We start from the raw sequence: 15114 nt of genomic DNA, 5'->3' as shown, positions 1-15114 counted from the left end.
TCGATGGCTCTTTCGCTCGACTTGAGGAACCATCGATCCTGCATCCCTGTTGTTCGCGTGAATTTGAGGTTCGTGTCATGTGTACAAGGAAGCGAGTTGAAATGAGAGAGCCGCAGCTTTCCACGACGATCGCCAAGGAACTGACGTCGGAGACCAACCGGCGGTTTCTGGGACGCATGCCCGCATTCAAGGCGGACACTTCCATACCGGAGAGCCTGCGCGTTTTGCTCGAGCGACTGGAATCGGCCGAACAGGGCCTGCGCACCGTGCGGCACTGATAGCGCGCCTGCGCGCTTGACCAATAAAAAAGGCGGCCTTTCGGGCCGCCCTTTTTGATTCGATGAAAGCGTCTTATGCGGCTGACGTCGCCGGGCGTGCCGGGCGGGCGCCAACGGCGCGTGCCGGCTTCTTCTTCGAAGGCAGCAGGCCTTCACGCTGCGCCTGCTTGCGGGCGAGTTTGCGCGACCGGCGCACGGCTTCCGCCTTCTGGCGGGCGCGCTTTTCCGACGGCTTTTCATAGGCGCGGCGCGCCTTCATTTCGCGGAAGATGCCTTCACGCTGCATCTTCTTCTTCAGCGCGCGGAGCGCCTGTTCGACATTGTTTTCACGTACGACGACCTGCAATGTGATCCTGTCCTTTCTCGAATTGAAATGGCAACGGAACCGCGAGGCGCGGACCGATGCTACGGATTTTGCCGGAAGGAACCGACCGAACACCTCAAAGCCACGACGGGCTCACCGTGAAACTGCGTCACGCGGAGGGTGGATGAACCTTATATAGGCGTTTTCGCGAAAAAGGCAAAATCAGTGGTCGGCGCGTGACTTTAAACCGGCAGGCCGCGTCTTCGGGAGGCGGGGCCGCCGATCAGGGAGGTCGCGCTCATCGGACGCCCGAGCAGGTAGCCCTGCACCGTGTCGATGCCGAATTCGCGCACCAATTCGATCTGGGCGCGGCTTTCGACGCCTTCGACCAGAATCTTCGGGCCACGATTTCGCAACAGCCGGATGATGTCGTCGAGCATCGCGCGCCCGCGCGCAGTGCCCGCATCGTGCAGGAACGAACGGTCGATCTTGACGGTGTCGAACTCGATCAGGCGTAGCCATGAGAGGCCCGCAAACCCCGTTCCGAAATCGTCCAGCCATATCTCGACGCCGAGAAGGCGCAGGTCGTGGATACAGCGGATGATGTCGGAGTGGATTTCCATCTCCATACCTTCGGTGATCTCGAAGGCAAGCCGGTTGCCGGCAACGCCGGTCTTGACCAGGATCGAGGCTACCGACGCGGCGAAGCCTGGCATCTTCAGTTGCAGGGGCGACACGTTGACTGTGGCGATCTGGATGTCGGATCGCAGGAGAAGGTCCCGGCAGACGGTTTCGATCGACCAGCGCCCCAGATCGATGATCGCGCCGGTCCGCTCTGCCACCGGAATGAACTGCGCCGGCGAGATGGCAAGTCCGTCGAGGCTTCGAAGACGCATCAGCGCCTCGGCGGCAACGACATCGCCGCTCTGGACGTCCTCGATGGGCTGATAGACCATCGAGACCAGTTCTTTCTGGATGGCGATTCGCAAAAGCGCGGCGATGTTCTCGCTGTCGTCGATGCCCTCGAAGTCGGCGGGATCGAAGATGCGGATGCAATTGCGCCCGCTTGCCTTGGCCAGATAGAGCGCGCGGTCGGCCTCGTAGATCGTGTGTTCGAGCTTGGAGCCTTCGTGTCCGCGAACGATCGATGCGCCCACGGAAACCGTCACGATCGACGAGCCGTCGCGGCGCTGTTCGTGCGGCACGGCAAGATTTTCCACCGTTCGGCGGATTTCTTCGGCAAATGCCTCCAGTTCCTCGGGTTTGACGATCGTCGCCAGGATGATGAACTCTTCACCGCCGAAGCGCCCGATCGTGGCACCCCGCCGTTCTGCCGGTTCGCGCAGCGCTTCGGCCACCTCGATCAGGCAGCGATCGCCCTCCTGATGGCCGTAGAAATCGTTGAACCGCTTGAAGAAATCGACATCGACCAGAAGCACCGAAAAATAGGTGCGCTTTTGCTCGAAATCATCCCAAAGCGTGCGCATGCGCTCGTCGATGGCGCGTCGGTTATGAAGGCCCGTCAGAGGGTCGGCGCGTGACAGGCGATAAAGCTCTTCACCGCGTTCATCCGCGGCGCGCTGCTGCAGCCGTGCCTCGAGCGCGTTGATGAATACATTGAAGCGCTCGATGTTCAGCTTCAGATTCACGTAGGACGTGAAAACGAAGCAGGAAAGATAGAATGACGACAGCGCAAACCGATAGGCGAACGAGCCCGGGATGATGGTTAGCGCCACGAAGAATGCGACGAGGATGACTGCGGATGCCACGAGGGAAATGGCGAAACGCAGATTGAAGAAGAGGTTTGCTCCCATCATGAAGATCGAACCGAAAATCATGAAGTAGGAAAAGTTCGCAATTTCCTGTGTCTGGATCGCGGGCAGAAGCCAAACGACATATCCCGATACCATCGCGGCCGCGCAAACGATTTCAAGCCATATCGTACGGGCTCCTGAACGGCGCAGGAACTCGAAAATCGCGACAACCGTGATAGCGACGACAAAACGGGTGGTAATGGCCTGTACCGCGACATCGGGGATGAGAATGATGTCGGCAAGTGCAAATGAAATGTAGGCCAGCACGCCGATCCAAAGGCCACGACGCAGGTGGTCTCGCTGCACCGGTGCACGGTCTTCTTCGTAAAGCTGTGCCTTGACGGTCGCTGACAGGTCGCGAGCGTGCTCTACGCGTGGCAGTGCTGGATCCGCATCAGCAATACGCATCGGGGATTCGGAGCCATCAACTGCAACCGTCACGTCATTTCGGGTCATGGTCAACTCTTGTCGTGGCAAATGACGGTCGGTCCTTGGCTGTACCTGTAAATCTCCAGCGCGCTTTAAAATTCCACAATTCAACCACTTGTCGGTTAAGGCGTATAGCGGTCCTTAAGAACTTTTGATTATGATGCATGAACGGTTAAGCAAGGGGAATCGTTTTGAATCGAATCGCTCTCGACGGACAAAGCCTCGTCACACCCGAATCCATGGCTGCCGAGCTTCGGCAACTTGGTCGTCAGGAGGGCGACAAGACCTACGAGCAGGCACTCGACATTCTCGCGCTGACGCTCTCCATGGCCAAACAGCAGTTTGAAAATGGAGGCGATCCCGTCGACATCATCCATCGCACGGCGGCCGAATTGCACGTATTGCGGCGTTCCTGCGCAACCGGGGTCTGGCAAAAACTCGTGCCGATCGCCCAGGAACATCCAGTCGGCGATTATTTTCTTGAAGATCCGTTCACCCGCTGGTGCTTTGAGATTCCGCGCGGCTATTCGGGTGACGCGATCACGCAGGATTTCATTTACGGGCACGAAAGCGTCAACGAAGCGATCGACCAGGCCTCAGAGCTGGGAAAGACCCTTTACGCCTGTACCCACATGTCGCGCACATCGATCGCCGGGCGCGAGCGGTGCGAGATTCTGGCCCGTGAGGTCGATGCGTCGGCTGCGGCCCGCAGCGAGCCGATCGAAGTGCTGACGATCGCTTCCGGGCATCTTCGCGAGGCGGCCAAGTCGCAGGCACTCAAGGAGGACCGGATCAAGCGCTGGATCGCGCTCGATCAGGACCCGCTCAGCGTCGGTTCGGTCGTGCGCGATTATCAGGGCACGGTCATCGAGGGCGTCGACGGATCGGTCAAAGGCATTTTGGGCAATGCCTACAATCTTGGCCAGTTCGACCTGGTCTATGCGTCTGGCCTTTACGATTACCTGTCGCGCGGGGTCGCGGCGCGGCTGACGCGCAAGTGCATGTCGCTGTTGAAGCCGGGCGGATCGTTCCTGTTCGCCAATTTTACGGACGAGATCGTCGATGACGGCTTCATGGAAACCTTCATGAACTGGGCGCTCATGCTCCGGTCGGACGAGGACATGTGGGACATCATCAACCGCTCGGTCGACCGCAACACGATCGACGCGCGCGTGTTCTACGGTGAGAACCGCAACATCGTTTATGGCGTGATCACCAGGAAAGATTAAGCGCTTCGGCGTGCCGGTCAGGAGACCGGCACGCGTCGCCACGCATAGGCCGGTGCGTTTTCCGGCATCGCGGCCGCTTTTGCAGCAGGCTGGTAGAAGACTTCCAACCCTCCGGGTCTCCCGGCTTCCAGCCGTGCCAGCGTCGGCCCGTTGGTCACTTCGAATTCGTCAAAGCCGGTGCGCAGCATATGCGCGACGAGATCGATCAACACGTCGCCGTGAGCGCGGATCGTTCCCTTGAAGCCATAGCGACTGCGCAAAAGCTCGGCCTTGGAAAACGAACGACCGTCGGTGTAGGCGGGAAAGCCGAGCGAGATGAGCGACAGGCGATCCAGATGCGGGACGATCGCATCGAGGCTTTCGCCGGGTTCGAGATGAACCCCGAGCCGGCCCGGCTCGTTGCGCCGCGCTTCGACATGGTCGAGGAAGGCGGCGAGCGGCAGTATCACATTGTCGAAGGCATCGACCTGTGGTTCGCCATCGATTCGCGTCCAGCCTTCGTCGATGAAGCCTGCTTCGGTCCATAGGCGCGGTGCGTTGTCGTCGCTCATGATCAAGCTGCCTTCGCCTCGGCGCCGTAAAGCGCGTGCTTAAAGGGTGAGGCACCCAATCTGCGATAGGCCGAAAGGAAGGTTTCGGACTTTTCGGTTCTCAGCGACAGATAGGTGTCGACGACCGTCTCGATCGCGTCGGTGATCTCGCTTGCGGTGAAGCCGCGCCCGACGATCTCGCCGATCGAGGTGTTTTCGTCCCCCGAGCCGCCGAGCGTGATCTGGTAGAGTTCCGTGCCTTTCTTCTCGACACCCAATATGCCGATATGGCCGACGTGATGGTGGCCGCAGGCATTGATGCAGCCGGAAATCTTGAGCTTTAGTTCGCCGATCTCCTCCTGCCGCGCCTGATTGCCGAAGCGCGTGGAAATCTCCTGCGCAACCGAAATCGAGCGGGCATTGGCAAGCGCGCAATAATCAAGACCCGGGCAGGCGATGATATCCGTGACGAGACCCGAATTCGCCGTCGCCAGACCGATCTTCGCAAGCCGATCAAAGACCGCTTCGAGATCGGCGCGCGCGACATGCGGCAGAATCAGGTTCTGCTCGTGGCTGACGCGGATTTCGTCGAAGGCGAATTCTTCGGCCAGATCGGCGATCGCATCCATCTGCGCGTCCGACGCGTCCCCCGGCACTTCGCCGATTCCTTTTAGCGAGATCGTCACCGAGGCGTATTCGCGATTGCGGTGCGCGTTGACGTTGTGGGCGAGCCAGCTTGAAAAAGCCGGATTGGCTGATTGCTCGACATGCGAGCGTGCGGGCAGTTCCGGCAGCGCGAAATAGCGCTCGATGGCGTCGATGTCGGCCTGTGGCAGCTTCAGTTCGCCGCTGCGGATTTCGGCGAATTCCGCCTCGATCTGGCGCTTCAGTTCTTCCGTGCCGGTCTCGTGGACGAGGATTTTGATGCGCGCTTTGTACTTGTTGTCGCGCCGGCCGTTGAGGTTGTAGACGCGCAGGATCGCGGTCGTATAGGTCAGAAGATCGGCTTCGGGGAGGAAGTCGCGCACCTTCTTGGCCACCATCGGCGTGCGACCCTGACCGCCGCCGACATAGACGGCGAAGCCAAGTTCGCCTGCCGCGTTGCGCTTCAGATGCAGGCCGATGTCATGAACCTGAATCGCAGCCCGGTCGCGCTCAGCGCCTGTCACCGCGATCTTGAATTTTCGCGGCAGGAACGAGAATTCGGGATGGACCGACGACCATTGCCGCAGGATTTCCGCGTAAGGACGCGGGTCGGCGACTTCATCGGCGGCGGCGCCCGCGAAATGATCGGCGGTCACGTTGCGAATGCAGTTTCCCGAGGTTTGCAACGCATGCATCTCGACGGATGCGAGGTCTTGCAGAATTTGCGGAATGTCGCCCAGCGCCGGCCAGTTGAACTGAAGGTTCTGGCGCGTGGTGAAGTGACCGTAGCCCTTGTCGTAGGTGCGCGCGATATGGGCGAGCATGCGCATCTGCTTGGACGACAGCGTGCCGTAGGGGATAGCGATGCGCAGCATGTAGGCGTGAAGCTGGAGATAGACACCGTTCATAAGCCGCAGCGGCTTGAACTGGTCCTCGGTCAATTCGCCCGCGAGCCGCCGCTCGACCTGATCGGCGAATTCGGCGGTGCGGGCTTTCACGAATGCGTGGTCGAACTCATCGTAACGATACATGGAACGGCTCTTCCAAAATCAGGCGGCGACACGCACGCCCGGACGGGCCTGCTTGCCAAGATCAAGGCGATTGGTGGGACCGGCGGCGCGAATGCGCTCACGAAGGCGCTTCGGGACAATCCGGCCGTCGACGAGATCGATATCGACGAGCGCCAGATCGACCACCTCGTTCTTGCAAATCGCGGCCTTTCCGGCGCGTTCCAGCTTTTCCTCGGTGGCGATGTCGCGCGCGATCTCCGCGCCGTCGATCGCCTCGACCCAGCCATGATCCGCGCCGAGCCAAACGGCTTCGCCGTCGATGAGGCGGTTGGCGGTTACGATCTTCATGTCGCGCTCTCCTTCACAGCAATTCGGGCGGCCAGCGGCCGTGAATGTTCGAAATTGGCTCCGGCGACGGCATCGCCGATAATCGTCATGACGGGGCCGGCAAGATCGTCGCGTGTCTGCAATTGCGGCAGGTCGGCGAGCGTGCCGTGGAACAGGCGCTTGCCCGAGAGGCTGGCATTTTCGACGACCGCCACGGCGGTATCGGGAGCAAGACCGGCGTCGATCAGGCGTTGTGCAACATCGGCGGCGACCGAGCGGCCCATATAGACGGCGACCGTCGCGCCATCGATGGCAAGACGCGCCCAGTCGGGAAGCGGGCCGCCCTTCAAATCGTGACCCGTGGTGAACACCATCGAGGAGGAGACGCCCCGCAAGGTGAGCGGCAACTCGAAATCGGCGGCGGCGGCGAAGGCGGCGGTCACGCCCGGCACGACCTCATAGGAAATTCCCGCATCGCGTAGCGCCGCCATCTCTTCGCCGGCCCGGCCGAAGACCAGCGGATCGCCCGATTTCAGGCGAACGACGCGCTTGCCGTGACGGCCAAGCTCGACCAGAAGCGCGTTGATCTCGCTTTGCGTCTTGGAGTGGCAACCCTTGCGCTTTCCGGCCGCGATCCGCTCGGCGTCGCGGCGGCCCATGGCGATGACGGCCTCGGGCACCAGTGCGTCGTGGACGATCACATCCGCTTCCATCAGGAGGCGATGGGCGCGCAACGTCAACAGGTCTTCGGCGCCCGGACCGGCACCAACCAATGCGACGTGGCCGGGCGCAACGCCGCCGCGCCGCAAAAGCGCCGAGGCGGTATCACGCGCATTGTCCATATCGCCAGCGTCGACGTGGCGCGCGGTTTCGCCGGTGAAGAATTCCTTCCAGAAGCGACGGCGCGCGACGCCGCGCGGAACAAGCCGCTCGACTGCTTCGCGATAGCCGGCCGCAAGATTCGCGAGAAGCCCGAGCCGCGGGCTTAGCATCCGGTCGACGCGGGACCGGATCATCTGTGCGAGCACGGGACCGGCGCCTTCGGTGCCGATCGCGACGGCGACCGGCGCACGATTGACCAGAGCGGGCGTGAAGAAGTCGCATAGCTCGGGCCGGTCGACGGCGTTCACGAGAATGGAGCGCGCCCGCGCGTCGGCCACAATGCGCCGATCGGCTTCAAGATCGTGGGTTGCGGCGAAAACCAGCACCGCATCCTCGATAAGTCCGGCGCGATAGCGTTCGCGAACGATATCGATCCCGTTGGTATTCGCCCAGGCGGTGAGCGCGCGTTCGGGGCTGAGCGCGACGATGCGCAGCTTTGCGCTCGACTGTGACATCAGCCGAGCTTTGGCGAGCGCCTCGTCGCCTTCGCCGACGATGACGACGATGCAACCCTCGACCTTGGCGAAGATGGGGAAGGCATTAAGCCGCGAAACGGGCGCGCTGGTGGGGAAGTAACCTGACATGCCTGCATTCTCGCCAAACCAACGCCGCTGGGTAAGAAACGGCGTCGTGCGCAGATCATGCAGGCACAATCATTTTTCGCTCATAATCGCGATGAGAGAAAAATTATTCTACTTCGATCGCGAAACAGTCCGGAAATCGAACGGAACGCGCGCCGTCCGGGCGGCGTTTGATTGGCGAGACAAACACGAACGAGGAGTGTCCGATGAGCGCGATCAAGATCGATCATGACGCATGGGTTATCGTCGCAGATGGCGAAAAAGCCCTGTTCCTGCGCAACGAGGGCGATGCCGAATACCCGCATCTCGAAGTCTTTCGCGAAATTCGCGACGACAATCCGCCGACCCGCGATCAGGGGACGGACCGGCCCGGTCGCTTGCAGGACGCAGGCGGCACCGCGCATCGCAGCGCCGTGGAGGAAACCGACTGGCATCGCATCGAAAAAGAGCGCTTCGCCAAGGAAATAGCCGACCGGCTCTACCAACTCGCCCATCGCGATCAATTCAAGAAGCTGATCGTCGTCGCTCCGCCGCTGGTCCTCGGCGAAATGCGCAAGGAGTTCCACAAGGAGGTAAGCGACCGCATTACGGCGGAAGTCTCCAAGACGCTGACCAACCATCCGATCGACGAGATCGAGAAGAACCTGATGGCGGCCTAGCTTTTCAGGAAATCACGCAGCAGCTCGATTTCGCGCCCGCTCGTCAGTGTCGGCGCGTGCCCATATCCTTCGAGCGTAACGAGGCGCGATCTGGGGCCGCGCTTCGTCATTGCACTGGCAATTCCAGCCGACAGAAGATCGGATGTTTCCCCGCGCAACAGAAGCGTCGGAGCCTCGATCGCATCATAGACGGGCCAGATATCGAAATCGCCGGTCTGTCCCTTGAAGGGTTCGACGATCCTCGGATCGTAATGGACGGTAATGCGTCCGTCGTCGGTGCGACGCGCGGAAGTATCGGCCATGCGCCGCCAGAACGCGTCCTCGTTTCTGCCGAATGGCGCATAGACCGTTCGCAGCCAGGCTTCGAATTCGTCCATGGTCCGGAAAACGGGCGGATTGCCGACATAGTCGACGATCCGCGCCAATCCTTTGCCCGAAATCTCAGGCCCGACATCGTTGATGACGAGATGAGAAATCCGGTTTTTCAGCGAGCCGGCGGCGAGCACCATGCCCAGAAGACCGCCCATTGACGTGCCGATCCAGCGCACATGGTCGATGCGGTAATGATCGAGCATCGCCTCGGTTATCTTGCCGTAGATCGCATAGGAATAATCGGCCGGGTCCGCCGCCCATGAGGAAAGTCCGCGCCCGATCGTGTCGGGACAGATGACGAAATACGCGCTTGCAAGCGCTTGCGCGGCTTCGTCGAAATCGCGGCCGGTGCGCGCTAGCCCGTGCCACATGACGAGCGCCGGGTTTGTCCGGTCGCCCCATTCGGTGACGTGCAGTTCGAAGCCGGCAGCGTCGATATAGACCGACCGGCAGGCCATCATACGTGCTGGCCGCCATTGATGTGAATTTCCGCGCCCGTCATATAGGAAGACTGCTCGGAGCACAGGAAGAAAATCGTTTCCGCCACTTCGGACGTCGAGCCAAGCCGGCGCAGCGGGATCGTCTCGACGATCTTTTCCGTGCCCGGCGACAGGATCGAGGTTTCGATTTCGCCCGGCGCGATGGAGTTCACCCGAATGCCGTGCGGGCCGAAATCGGCGGCCATTTCCCGCGACAGCGATGAAAGCGCGGCCTTCGATGTAGCATAGGCCGTGCCGGCGAAGGGATGGACGCGGCTGCCGACGATCGATGTGACGTTGACAATCGAGCCTTTTGCTGCCGCAAGTTCCTTGAACAGACCGCGCGCGAGCATGATTGGCGCGAAGAAGTTCACCTGGAACACATCGCGCCACACATGCATCGGCGTCTCGAACGAGTTCATGCGCTTGCCGCCCTCGATCTTCGGCGAAATCGCGGCGTTGTTGACCAGCGCGTTGAGCTGCCCACCCTGTTCCTCCAGCCGGTGGCGGATTTCCGCGACCGCCGAGCCGACATCCTCAGGATCGGACAGGTCGATCTTGATGTGATCTTCGGGGCCGGCCGGCCAGGGGCAATCTTCTGCGAAAGCCTGCCGCGAACAGGTGATGACGCGCCATCCCTCGCGCGAAAAACGCTTGACGGTCGCATGGCCGATACCCCGGCTCGCGCCCGTCAGTACCAGTGTCTTGCGTGGGGTGGTCTCGGCCATGGGGTCATCCTTGCATGATCACCCGTATCTAGACGAGGCCGGTCCACTTTACGAGGGGCGATATCCGCTCCGCATGCACGATCAGTTGTTCCCCATGATGATGTCCATGATCGAACCGATCGGCCCCTGCCGCTGCTGCTGCGCATGCTGCTGGCCGCCGATATCGGCGGGCGGCTGGATCGAGCCGGTCGTGCCGCTGTCCTGTTGCGGATAGGCATAATTCGGGTCTTGCGAGGGAATGCCGCGATCAGACGCCAGAAGATCCTCGATGCGCTGGAACGTGTCGGGCGTCCAGCGGCCGGGCAGGTTGGCGACCGCCACGCCCTCATGCGCGCCTTCCATGAAGGTCTTCCAGGCTTTTGCCGGAAGCTGGCCGCCGGTGATGTTCTTCATCGGCTTGCCGTCGTCATTGCCGAACCAGACGCCGGTGGTGAGCGCGGCGGTGTAGCCGACGAACCATGCATCGCGCGAGTTCTGGCTGGTACCGGTCTTGCCGGCGGCCGGCCAACCGAAATCGGCGTTGCGCCCGGTGCCGGTGCCGACCGTCTCGGACATCATGTAGTTCATCATGCCGACGATCTCGGGCGAGGCGACCTGAACACCGTTTGAGGCCGGGCGCTGATAGAGCACTTCGCCGTCGATGGTCGTCACGCGCTCGACGAAATGGATGTCGTGACGCACGCCGCCGGTCGAAAACGGCACGTAGGCGGCAGTCAGTTCGAGCGGCGTGACCTCGGACGTGCCGAGCGAGATGGACAGGTTCGGCTGGAGGTCGGATTCGATGCCCATGCGCCATGCGGCTTCGACGATTGCGGACGGCCCGACCTCATGCGCCAGCACGGCGGCGATGGTGTTCGACGATCGCGCAAGCGCCTGCGAGAGGGTCATCGGCCCGTTATATTTGTTGTTGAAGTTCTGCGGCGACCATTTGCCGATCGTCACCGGCGCGTCGTTGCGAATCGTGTCGGGGAAAAGGCCCTGTTCCATCGCCGCCATCCACACGAACGACTTGAAGGCCGAGCCCGGCTGACGGCGCGCTTCGGAGGCGCGGTCGAACTGCGAATTGGCATAGTCGTAACCGCCGACCATGGCGCGCACCGCGCCGTTGGTGTCGATGGAAACGAGCGCGCCCTGGCTGACATCATGGCTCGACTTGTTCTCGTCGACCATCTGCCGGATCGCTTTTTCGCCGAGTTCCTGCAGGTCGAGGTCGATCGTCGCCTCGACGATCATGTCCTTTTGAACATCGCCGCCGATCAGGCCCGGCAACTCGCCCATGATGCGGTCGGCGACGTAGTTTTCCGAGCCTGTCCAGAAGGCGGCGGCGCGCACGGGGGGCGCGGAAATGGCGGATGCAAGCTCGCTGTCCCCGATCATGCCCTGGTCGCGCATGGCGGCCAGAACGAGCTGGGCGCGGTTTTCCGCAGCATTCGGATCGCGCGCCGGCGACAGTCGCGATGGCGCGACGAGCAACCCCGCCAGCATCGAGGCTTCGGAAAGCGTCACATCGCGCGCGGACTTGCCGAAATAGCGCCGGGACGCCGCTTCCACGCCATAGGCGCCCGAGCCGAAATAGACCCGGTTCAGGTACATTTCGAGGATCTGGTCCTTCGAATGCTCGTGCTCCAGCCAGAAGGCCATCAGCACTTCGCGGATCTTGCGGTCGTAAGAGCGTTCGTTGGTCAGGAACAGGTTCTTGGCAAGCTGCTGCGTCAGCGTCGAGCCGCCCTGCACCACGCGGCCGTTGACGACGTTTTCGTACATCGCGCGCGCAAGACCCTGCGGATCGACGCCGAAATGCGAATAGAAGCGCCGATCCTCGATCGCGACGACGGCCTGCGGGATATAGGGCGACATTTCGTGCAGCCCGATGGATTCGCCGCCCATCATGCCGCGATTGGCGACCTGCCGGCCTTCGATATCCATGATCTTGACGTTCGGCGGCCGATCCGGGATCGCCCAGGTCGAGGCGCTCGGCATCTGCGCGGCATAGAAGACCAGAACGCCCGCCGCCGCGACCCCGCCCCAGATCGCGAGGACGAACGACCAGTAAGTCGCTTTTCGCAAGGCACCGAACAACCCGCCGCCGGAACTGCGCTTTCGGCCACGCTTTTTGGTTCGTTGCTGGCTGCGCCCTTCGCCGCGCGCTTTCGGCGCGGCCTTTCGCGAAGCTGGACTCTTGGACGAACCCCGCTTGCCGTTCCGGCCGACGAGCCGGTCGTCTTCGCTGACGAATAGGCCGGGCCCTTCGTTCGATGCCGATCCGCCGAAGCTCGGCTCGATTCGTCTGTCGCCCATGGCCCCCGATGCCCGTCTTGTTGTTTGCCTGATGGTCGCTGTCGCTGAAGATTAATTGCGGCGCTTTAAGGGTTGGTTAAGCGTGACACGCGCTTGCCGTGTGCATTCGCCTTAAAACCTTTGCCAAAAATCGCTTTTCGCAACCGCAGGTTTACGGTGGGCTTACCTTTTCATGGGTAACTCGGCACGGGTTTGAGGGGTGGGAAACAAATGTCCGGCAATTATCTGCTGTCGATCGGCGTTCCGCTTATCTCGATCTTTTTTGCGTTCACGTTCGGCTTCTTGTGGCGACAGCGCCCGGACCAGACGCATATCCGGGACTGGACGCTGGTCTATGTGTTCGGCGTTATCGGCTTTGCGATCGAACTTTTGCGCATCTATGGCCTCGGCGATGTCGTGTCGCTGTTTTCCAATGTCTTCCACGGTCTGGGCGCGCTTTTCACCGCGCGCGGCGTGTTTTCGCGCTATGGCGGCCGCAATCGCGATCGCGCGCTTTGGCTGCTTTACGGCATGGGCATGGCGGGCGTCGTTTTCTTCACCTTCATCATACCGAACGTCATCGGCCGTGCCGGTACGATGAGTGTTGCGATTGCAACCATGCTTCTGATGGCTGCGTGGCGCGTTTTGCGCAGCCCGGAAAAGGATACGATCGACAGCTTTGTCATCGGCGCGATGACCGTGGTCGCCATCGCCATCCTGATACGCCCCACCGTCGGTTTCTTCGCCGGCGTTCCCACGCAGATCGGCACTTTGAATCCCGGTTCGCTGTTCGTGGTGGCTTTGAAGCTGCAATCTCTGCTGGGGTGGCTCGCCTTCGCGATCCTGTTCCTGCTTCGCTCTGCGGCCGACGTGACTCGCGACCTGGAGGAGCAGGTGCGGCGAGATTCCATGACCGGCCTTCTCAACCGGCGCGGCTTCTTCGAAAAGGCGGCGCTCGATCTTGGATGTCGCGCTCGCGACCTGCCATGCTCGATCCTGATCGTCGACATCGACCATTTCAAATCGATCAATGACCGGTTCGGCCACGCGACCGGTGATCGGGCGATTCAAGGCGTAGGTACGATCCTTGCCGAACTGCCTTTCGATCCGATCGTCGCACGGATCGGCGGCGAGGAATTTGCGGTTCTTTTGCCGGCCACGTCCCTGAAGGCGGCTGCGCTCTTCAGCGAAGGATTGCGCGGCAGCATCGCGGACTGGCGCGATACGGAAGCGCCGCGCGGACTGGCCGTAACCGCAAGCATCGGCGTTGCCGAGTTTCCGGCCGGCGACGATCTGGCCGAAGCCATGCGCCAGGCCGACATCGCTCTTTATGCTGCAAAGCGCGGCGGGCGGAACAAGGTTGCGGGCGCCGATTGGCACGACCACCGGGCTGAGAGCCTTCTTTCGATTGCGTGAGTTGCCATGCAAAAGCCCGCCGCCTGTGATGGCGACGGGCTTTCTGTAAGGCGAACGGCCTACTTCGCAGCCATTACTGATTCGGCCTGGTGCTTGCCGGCCTTCATGTCCCAGGTCACGTTGACCTTCTCGCCCGCCTTGAAGCTGGAATCCTTCACGGACATGGGCAGGTTGTAGACGGTGCCGTTGTCGAGGGTGAGGGTGTGTGCCTTGGAATCGATCGACTTGATCATGCCGGTCGTCGTTTCGGCGGCGAAGGCCGCAGGAGCGAGCGCAAGTCCGGCGGCAACCGCCACTGGAATGAAGAGAGCACGCATGTGTTTGGTCCTTGACAGTCGTTCCCAATAAAAGCCGTTCTTCGGCGTGGGAACGCGCCTTGAAGCCGTCTGGAGAACGTCGCGTCGCGATCGGGCCTTGGCAGATCGCCGGCGTTTCCCGACTTCGAGCGCGAAGATGCGCCGGTCTTTCGCTCGTTTCAAATTACGGAAAGATAATTTTCCGCGCAGCAAATTTCGCCGCAATCCGGGTTCGCGCGGTGGGTCGGTCGGGCGGAACAATCGGACCGCAAGGCCATTGCATTTCCATATCAATATGACGGGAGATGCATGATGAAACGGATTTTGACGGCAACGGCGGCCATCGCCTTGATGACGGGCGCGGCATTCGCTCAGGATGACGCCGAGCAAGCTGCACCCGCCGAGACGACGAGCGCGACCGCAAGCTTCGTCGATATGGAGGGCGCGGACAATGGCACCGCAACGCTGACGGGAACGCCGAACGGTGTCCTGATCGAGATCGAGATATCCGGACTGCCGGCCGGCGACTGGCTCGCCTTCCACGTTCACGAGACCGGCGAATGCGATGCGGCCACGCATCACGATTCGGCCGGCGGCCACTTCAACCCCGGTGACGCGCCGCACGGTTATCTGGCCGACGGCGGCCCGCATGCCGGCGACATGCCGAACCAGTATGTCGGTGAGGACGGCACGCTGCGCGCGCAGGTCTTCAATTCGATGATTACCTTGGGTGACGGCGGCGAGGCCGATATCGCCGGCCGCGCATTGATGATCCATGGCGGTGCGGACGATTACGAGACGCAGCCGACGGGCGATGCCGGCGACCGCTATGCCTGCGGCGTCATCGAATAATCGGTG

General features: G+C 61.6%; 15 protein-coding genes. 5 read left to right on the top strand and 10 right to left on the bottom strand.

The window, feature by feature from the left end:
* Positions 1-101: 101 nt before the first annotated feature.
* Entirely contained in the window at positions 102-278 is a 177-nt protein-coding gene (locus ACX82Z_RS18565; RefSeq protein WP_459590501.1) for a hypothetical protein, read from the top strand.
* 73 nt (positions 279-351) lie between these two features.
* Here the strand turns inward: ACX82Z_RS18565 and rpsU are convergent, their stop codons facing one another.
* Together rpsU and ACX82Z_RS18555 are read right to left on the bottom strand one after the other, a co-directional pair.
* A complete protein-coding gene (rpsU, locus tag ACX82Z_RS18560) occupies positions 352-624 on the bottom strand; it encodes a 30S ribosomal protein S21 (protein WP_459590500.1) in 273 nt (90 codons plus the stop codon).
* 200 nt (positions 625-824) lie between these two features.
* Positions 825-2852 carry a putative bifunctional diguanylate cyclase/phosphodiesterase gene (locus tag ACX82Z_RS18555; protein WP_459590499.1) on the bottom strand — a complete coding sequence of 676 codons (2028 nt, stop codon included), beginning with the start codon at positions 2850-2852 and terminating at the stop codon, positions 825-827.
* A 212-nt stretch (positions 2853-3064) separates the two neighbouring features.
* Here ACX82Z_RS18555 and ACX82Z_RS18550 point away from each other — a divergent pair, with 212 nt between their 5' ends.
* On the top strand, positions 3065-4054 hold the full coding sequence (locus ACX82Z_RS18550; RefSeq protein WP_459911874.1) for a class I SAM-dependent methyltransferase: 990 nt from the start codon (positions 3065-3067) through the stop codon (positions 4052-4054).
* Between the two features lie 17 nt (positions 4055-4071).
* Here ACX82Z_RS18550 and ACX82Z_RS18545 read toward each other — a convergent pair whose 3' ends face one another.
* From ACX82Z_RS18545 to cysG, 4 genes are read right to left on the bottom strand one after another with little or no spacing between them, the layout of a single operon-like run.
* Complete coding sequence (locus ACX82Z_RS18545) at positions 4072-4605, bottom strand: DUF934 domain-containing protein (RefSeq protein WP_459590498.1); 534 nt, start codon at positions 4603-4605, stop codon at positions 4072-4074.
* A gap of 2 nt (positions 4606-4607) precedes the next feature.
* On the bottom strand, positions 4608-6260 hold the full coding sequence (locus ACX82Z_RS18540) for a nitrite/sulfite reductase (RefSeq protein WP_459590497.1): 1653 nt from the start codon (positions 6258-6260) through the stop codon (positions 4608-4610).
* Between the two features lie 18 nt (positions 6261-6278).
* Positions 6279-6587: a DUF2849 domain-containing protein gene (locus ACX82Z_RS18535; RefSeq protein WP_459590496.1), complete on the bottom strand. Its 309-nt coding sequence runs from the start codon at positions 6585-6587 to the stop codon at positions 6279-6281.
* Complete coding sequence (gene cysG, locus ACX82Z_RS18530; protein ID WP_459590495.1) at positions 6584-8032, bottom strand: siroheme synthase CysG; 1449 nt, start codon at positions 8030-8032, stop codon at positions 6584-6586. The genes ACX82Z_RS18535 and cysG overlap by 4 nt, the downstream gene beginning before the upstream one ends.
* 203 nt (positions 8033-8235) lie before the next feature.
* Here cysG and ACX82Z_RS18525 point away from each other — a divergent pair, with 203 nt between their 5' ends.
* Positions 8236-8688, top strand: coding sequence for a baeRF12 domain-containing protein (locus ACX82Z_RS18525; RefSeq protein WP_459590493.1), 453 nt, complete (start codon positions 8236-8238; stop codon positions 8686-8688).
* Here ACX82Z_RS18525 and ACX82Z_RS18520 read toward each other — a convergent pair.
* From ACX82Z_RS18520 to ACX82Z_RS18510, 3 genes are all read right to left on the bottom strand, one after another.
* Positions 8685-9521 carry an alpha/beta fold hydrolase gene (locus ACX82Z_RS18520; RefSeq protein ID WP_459590492.1) on the bottom strand — a complete coding sequence of 279 codons (837 nt, stop codon included), beginning with the start codon at positions 9519-9521 and terminating at the stop codon, positions 8685-8687. The genes ACX82Z_RS18525 and ACX82Z_RS18520 overlap by 4 nt on opposite strands.
* A complete protein-coding gene (locus ACX82Z_RS18515; protein ID WP_459590491.1) occupies positions 9518-10267 on the bottom strand; it encodes an SDR family NAD(P)-dependent oxidoreductase in 750 nt (249 codons plus the stop codon). The genes ACX82Z_RS18520 and ACX82Z_RS18515 overlap by 4 nt, the downstream gene beginning before the upstream one ends.
* A gap of 81 nt (positions 10268-10348) precedes the next feature.
* Positions 10349-12565 (bottom strand): transglycosylase domain-containing protein, encoded by a 2217-nt coding sequence (locus ACX82Z_RS18510; RefSeq protein WP_459590490.1) that lies wholly within the window; start codon positions 12563-12565, stop codon positions 10349-10351.
* Between the two features lie 210 nt (positions 12566-12775).
* Between ACX82Z_RS18510 and ACX82Z_RS18505 the strand changes: the two genes are divergently transcribed.
* Positions 12776-13960 carry a GGDEF domain-containing protein gene (locus ACX82Z_RS18505; RefSeq protein WP_459590489.1) on the top strand — a complete coding sequence of 395 codons (1185 nt, stop codon included), beginning with the start codon at positions 12776-12778 and terminating at the stop codon, positions 13958-13960.
* A gap of 59 nt (positions 13961-14019) precedes the next feature.
* Here the strand turns inward: ACX82Z_RS18505 and ACX82Z_RS18500 are convergent, their stop codons facing one another.
* Positions 14020-14277: a DUF1344 domain-containing protein gene (locus tag ACX82Z_RS18500; RefSeq protein WP_459590488.1), complete on the bottom strand. Its 258-nt coding sequence runs from the start codon at positions 14275-14277 to the stop codon at positions 14020-14022.
* A 330-nt stretch (positions 14278-14607) separates the two neighbouring features.
* On the opposite strand from ACX82Z_RS18500, the gene ACX82Z_RS18495 reads away from it, so the two are divergent.
* Positions 14608-15108: a superoxide dismutase family protein gene (locus ACX82Z_RS18495; RefSeq protein ID WP_459911873.1), complete on the top strand. Its 501-nt coding sequence runs from the start codon at positions 14608-14610 to the stop codon at positions 15106-15108.
* Positions 15109-15114: the final 6 nt, after the last annotated feature.

The organism is Aliihoeflea sp. PC F10.4, assembly GCF_054612275.1.
This window is presented reverse-complemented; position numbering and strand designations above follow the sequence as displayed.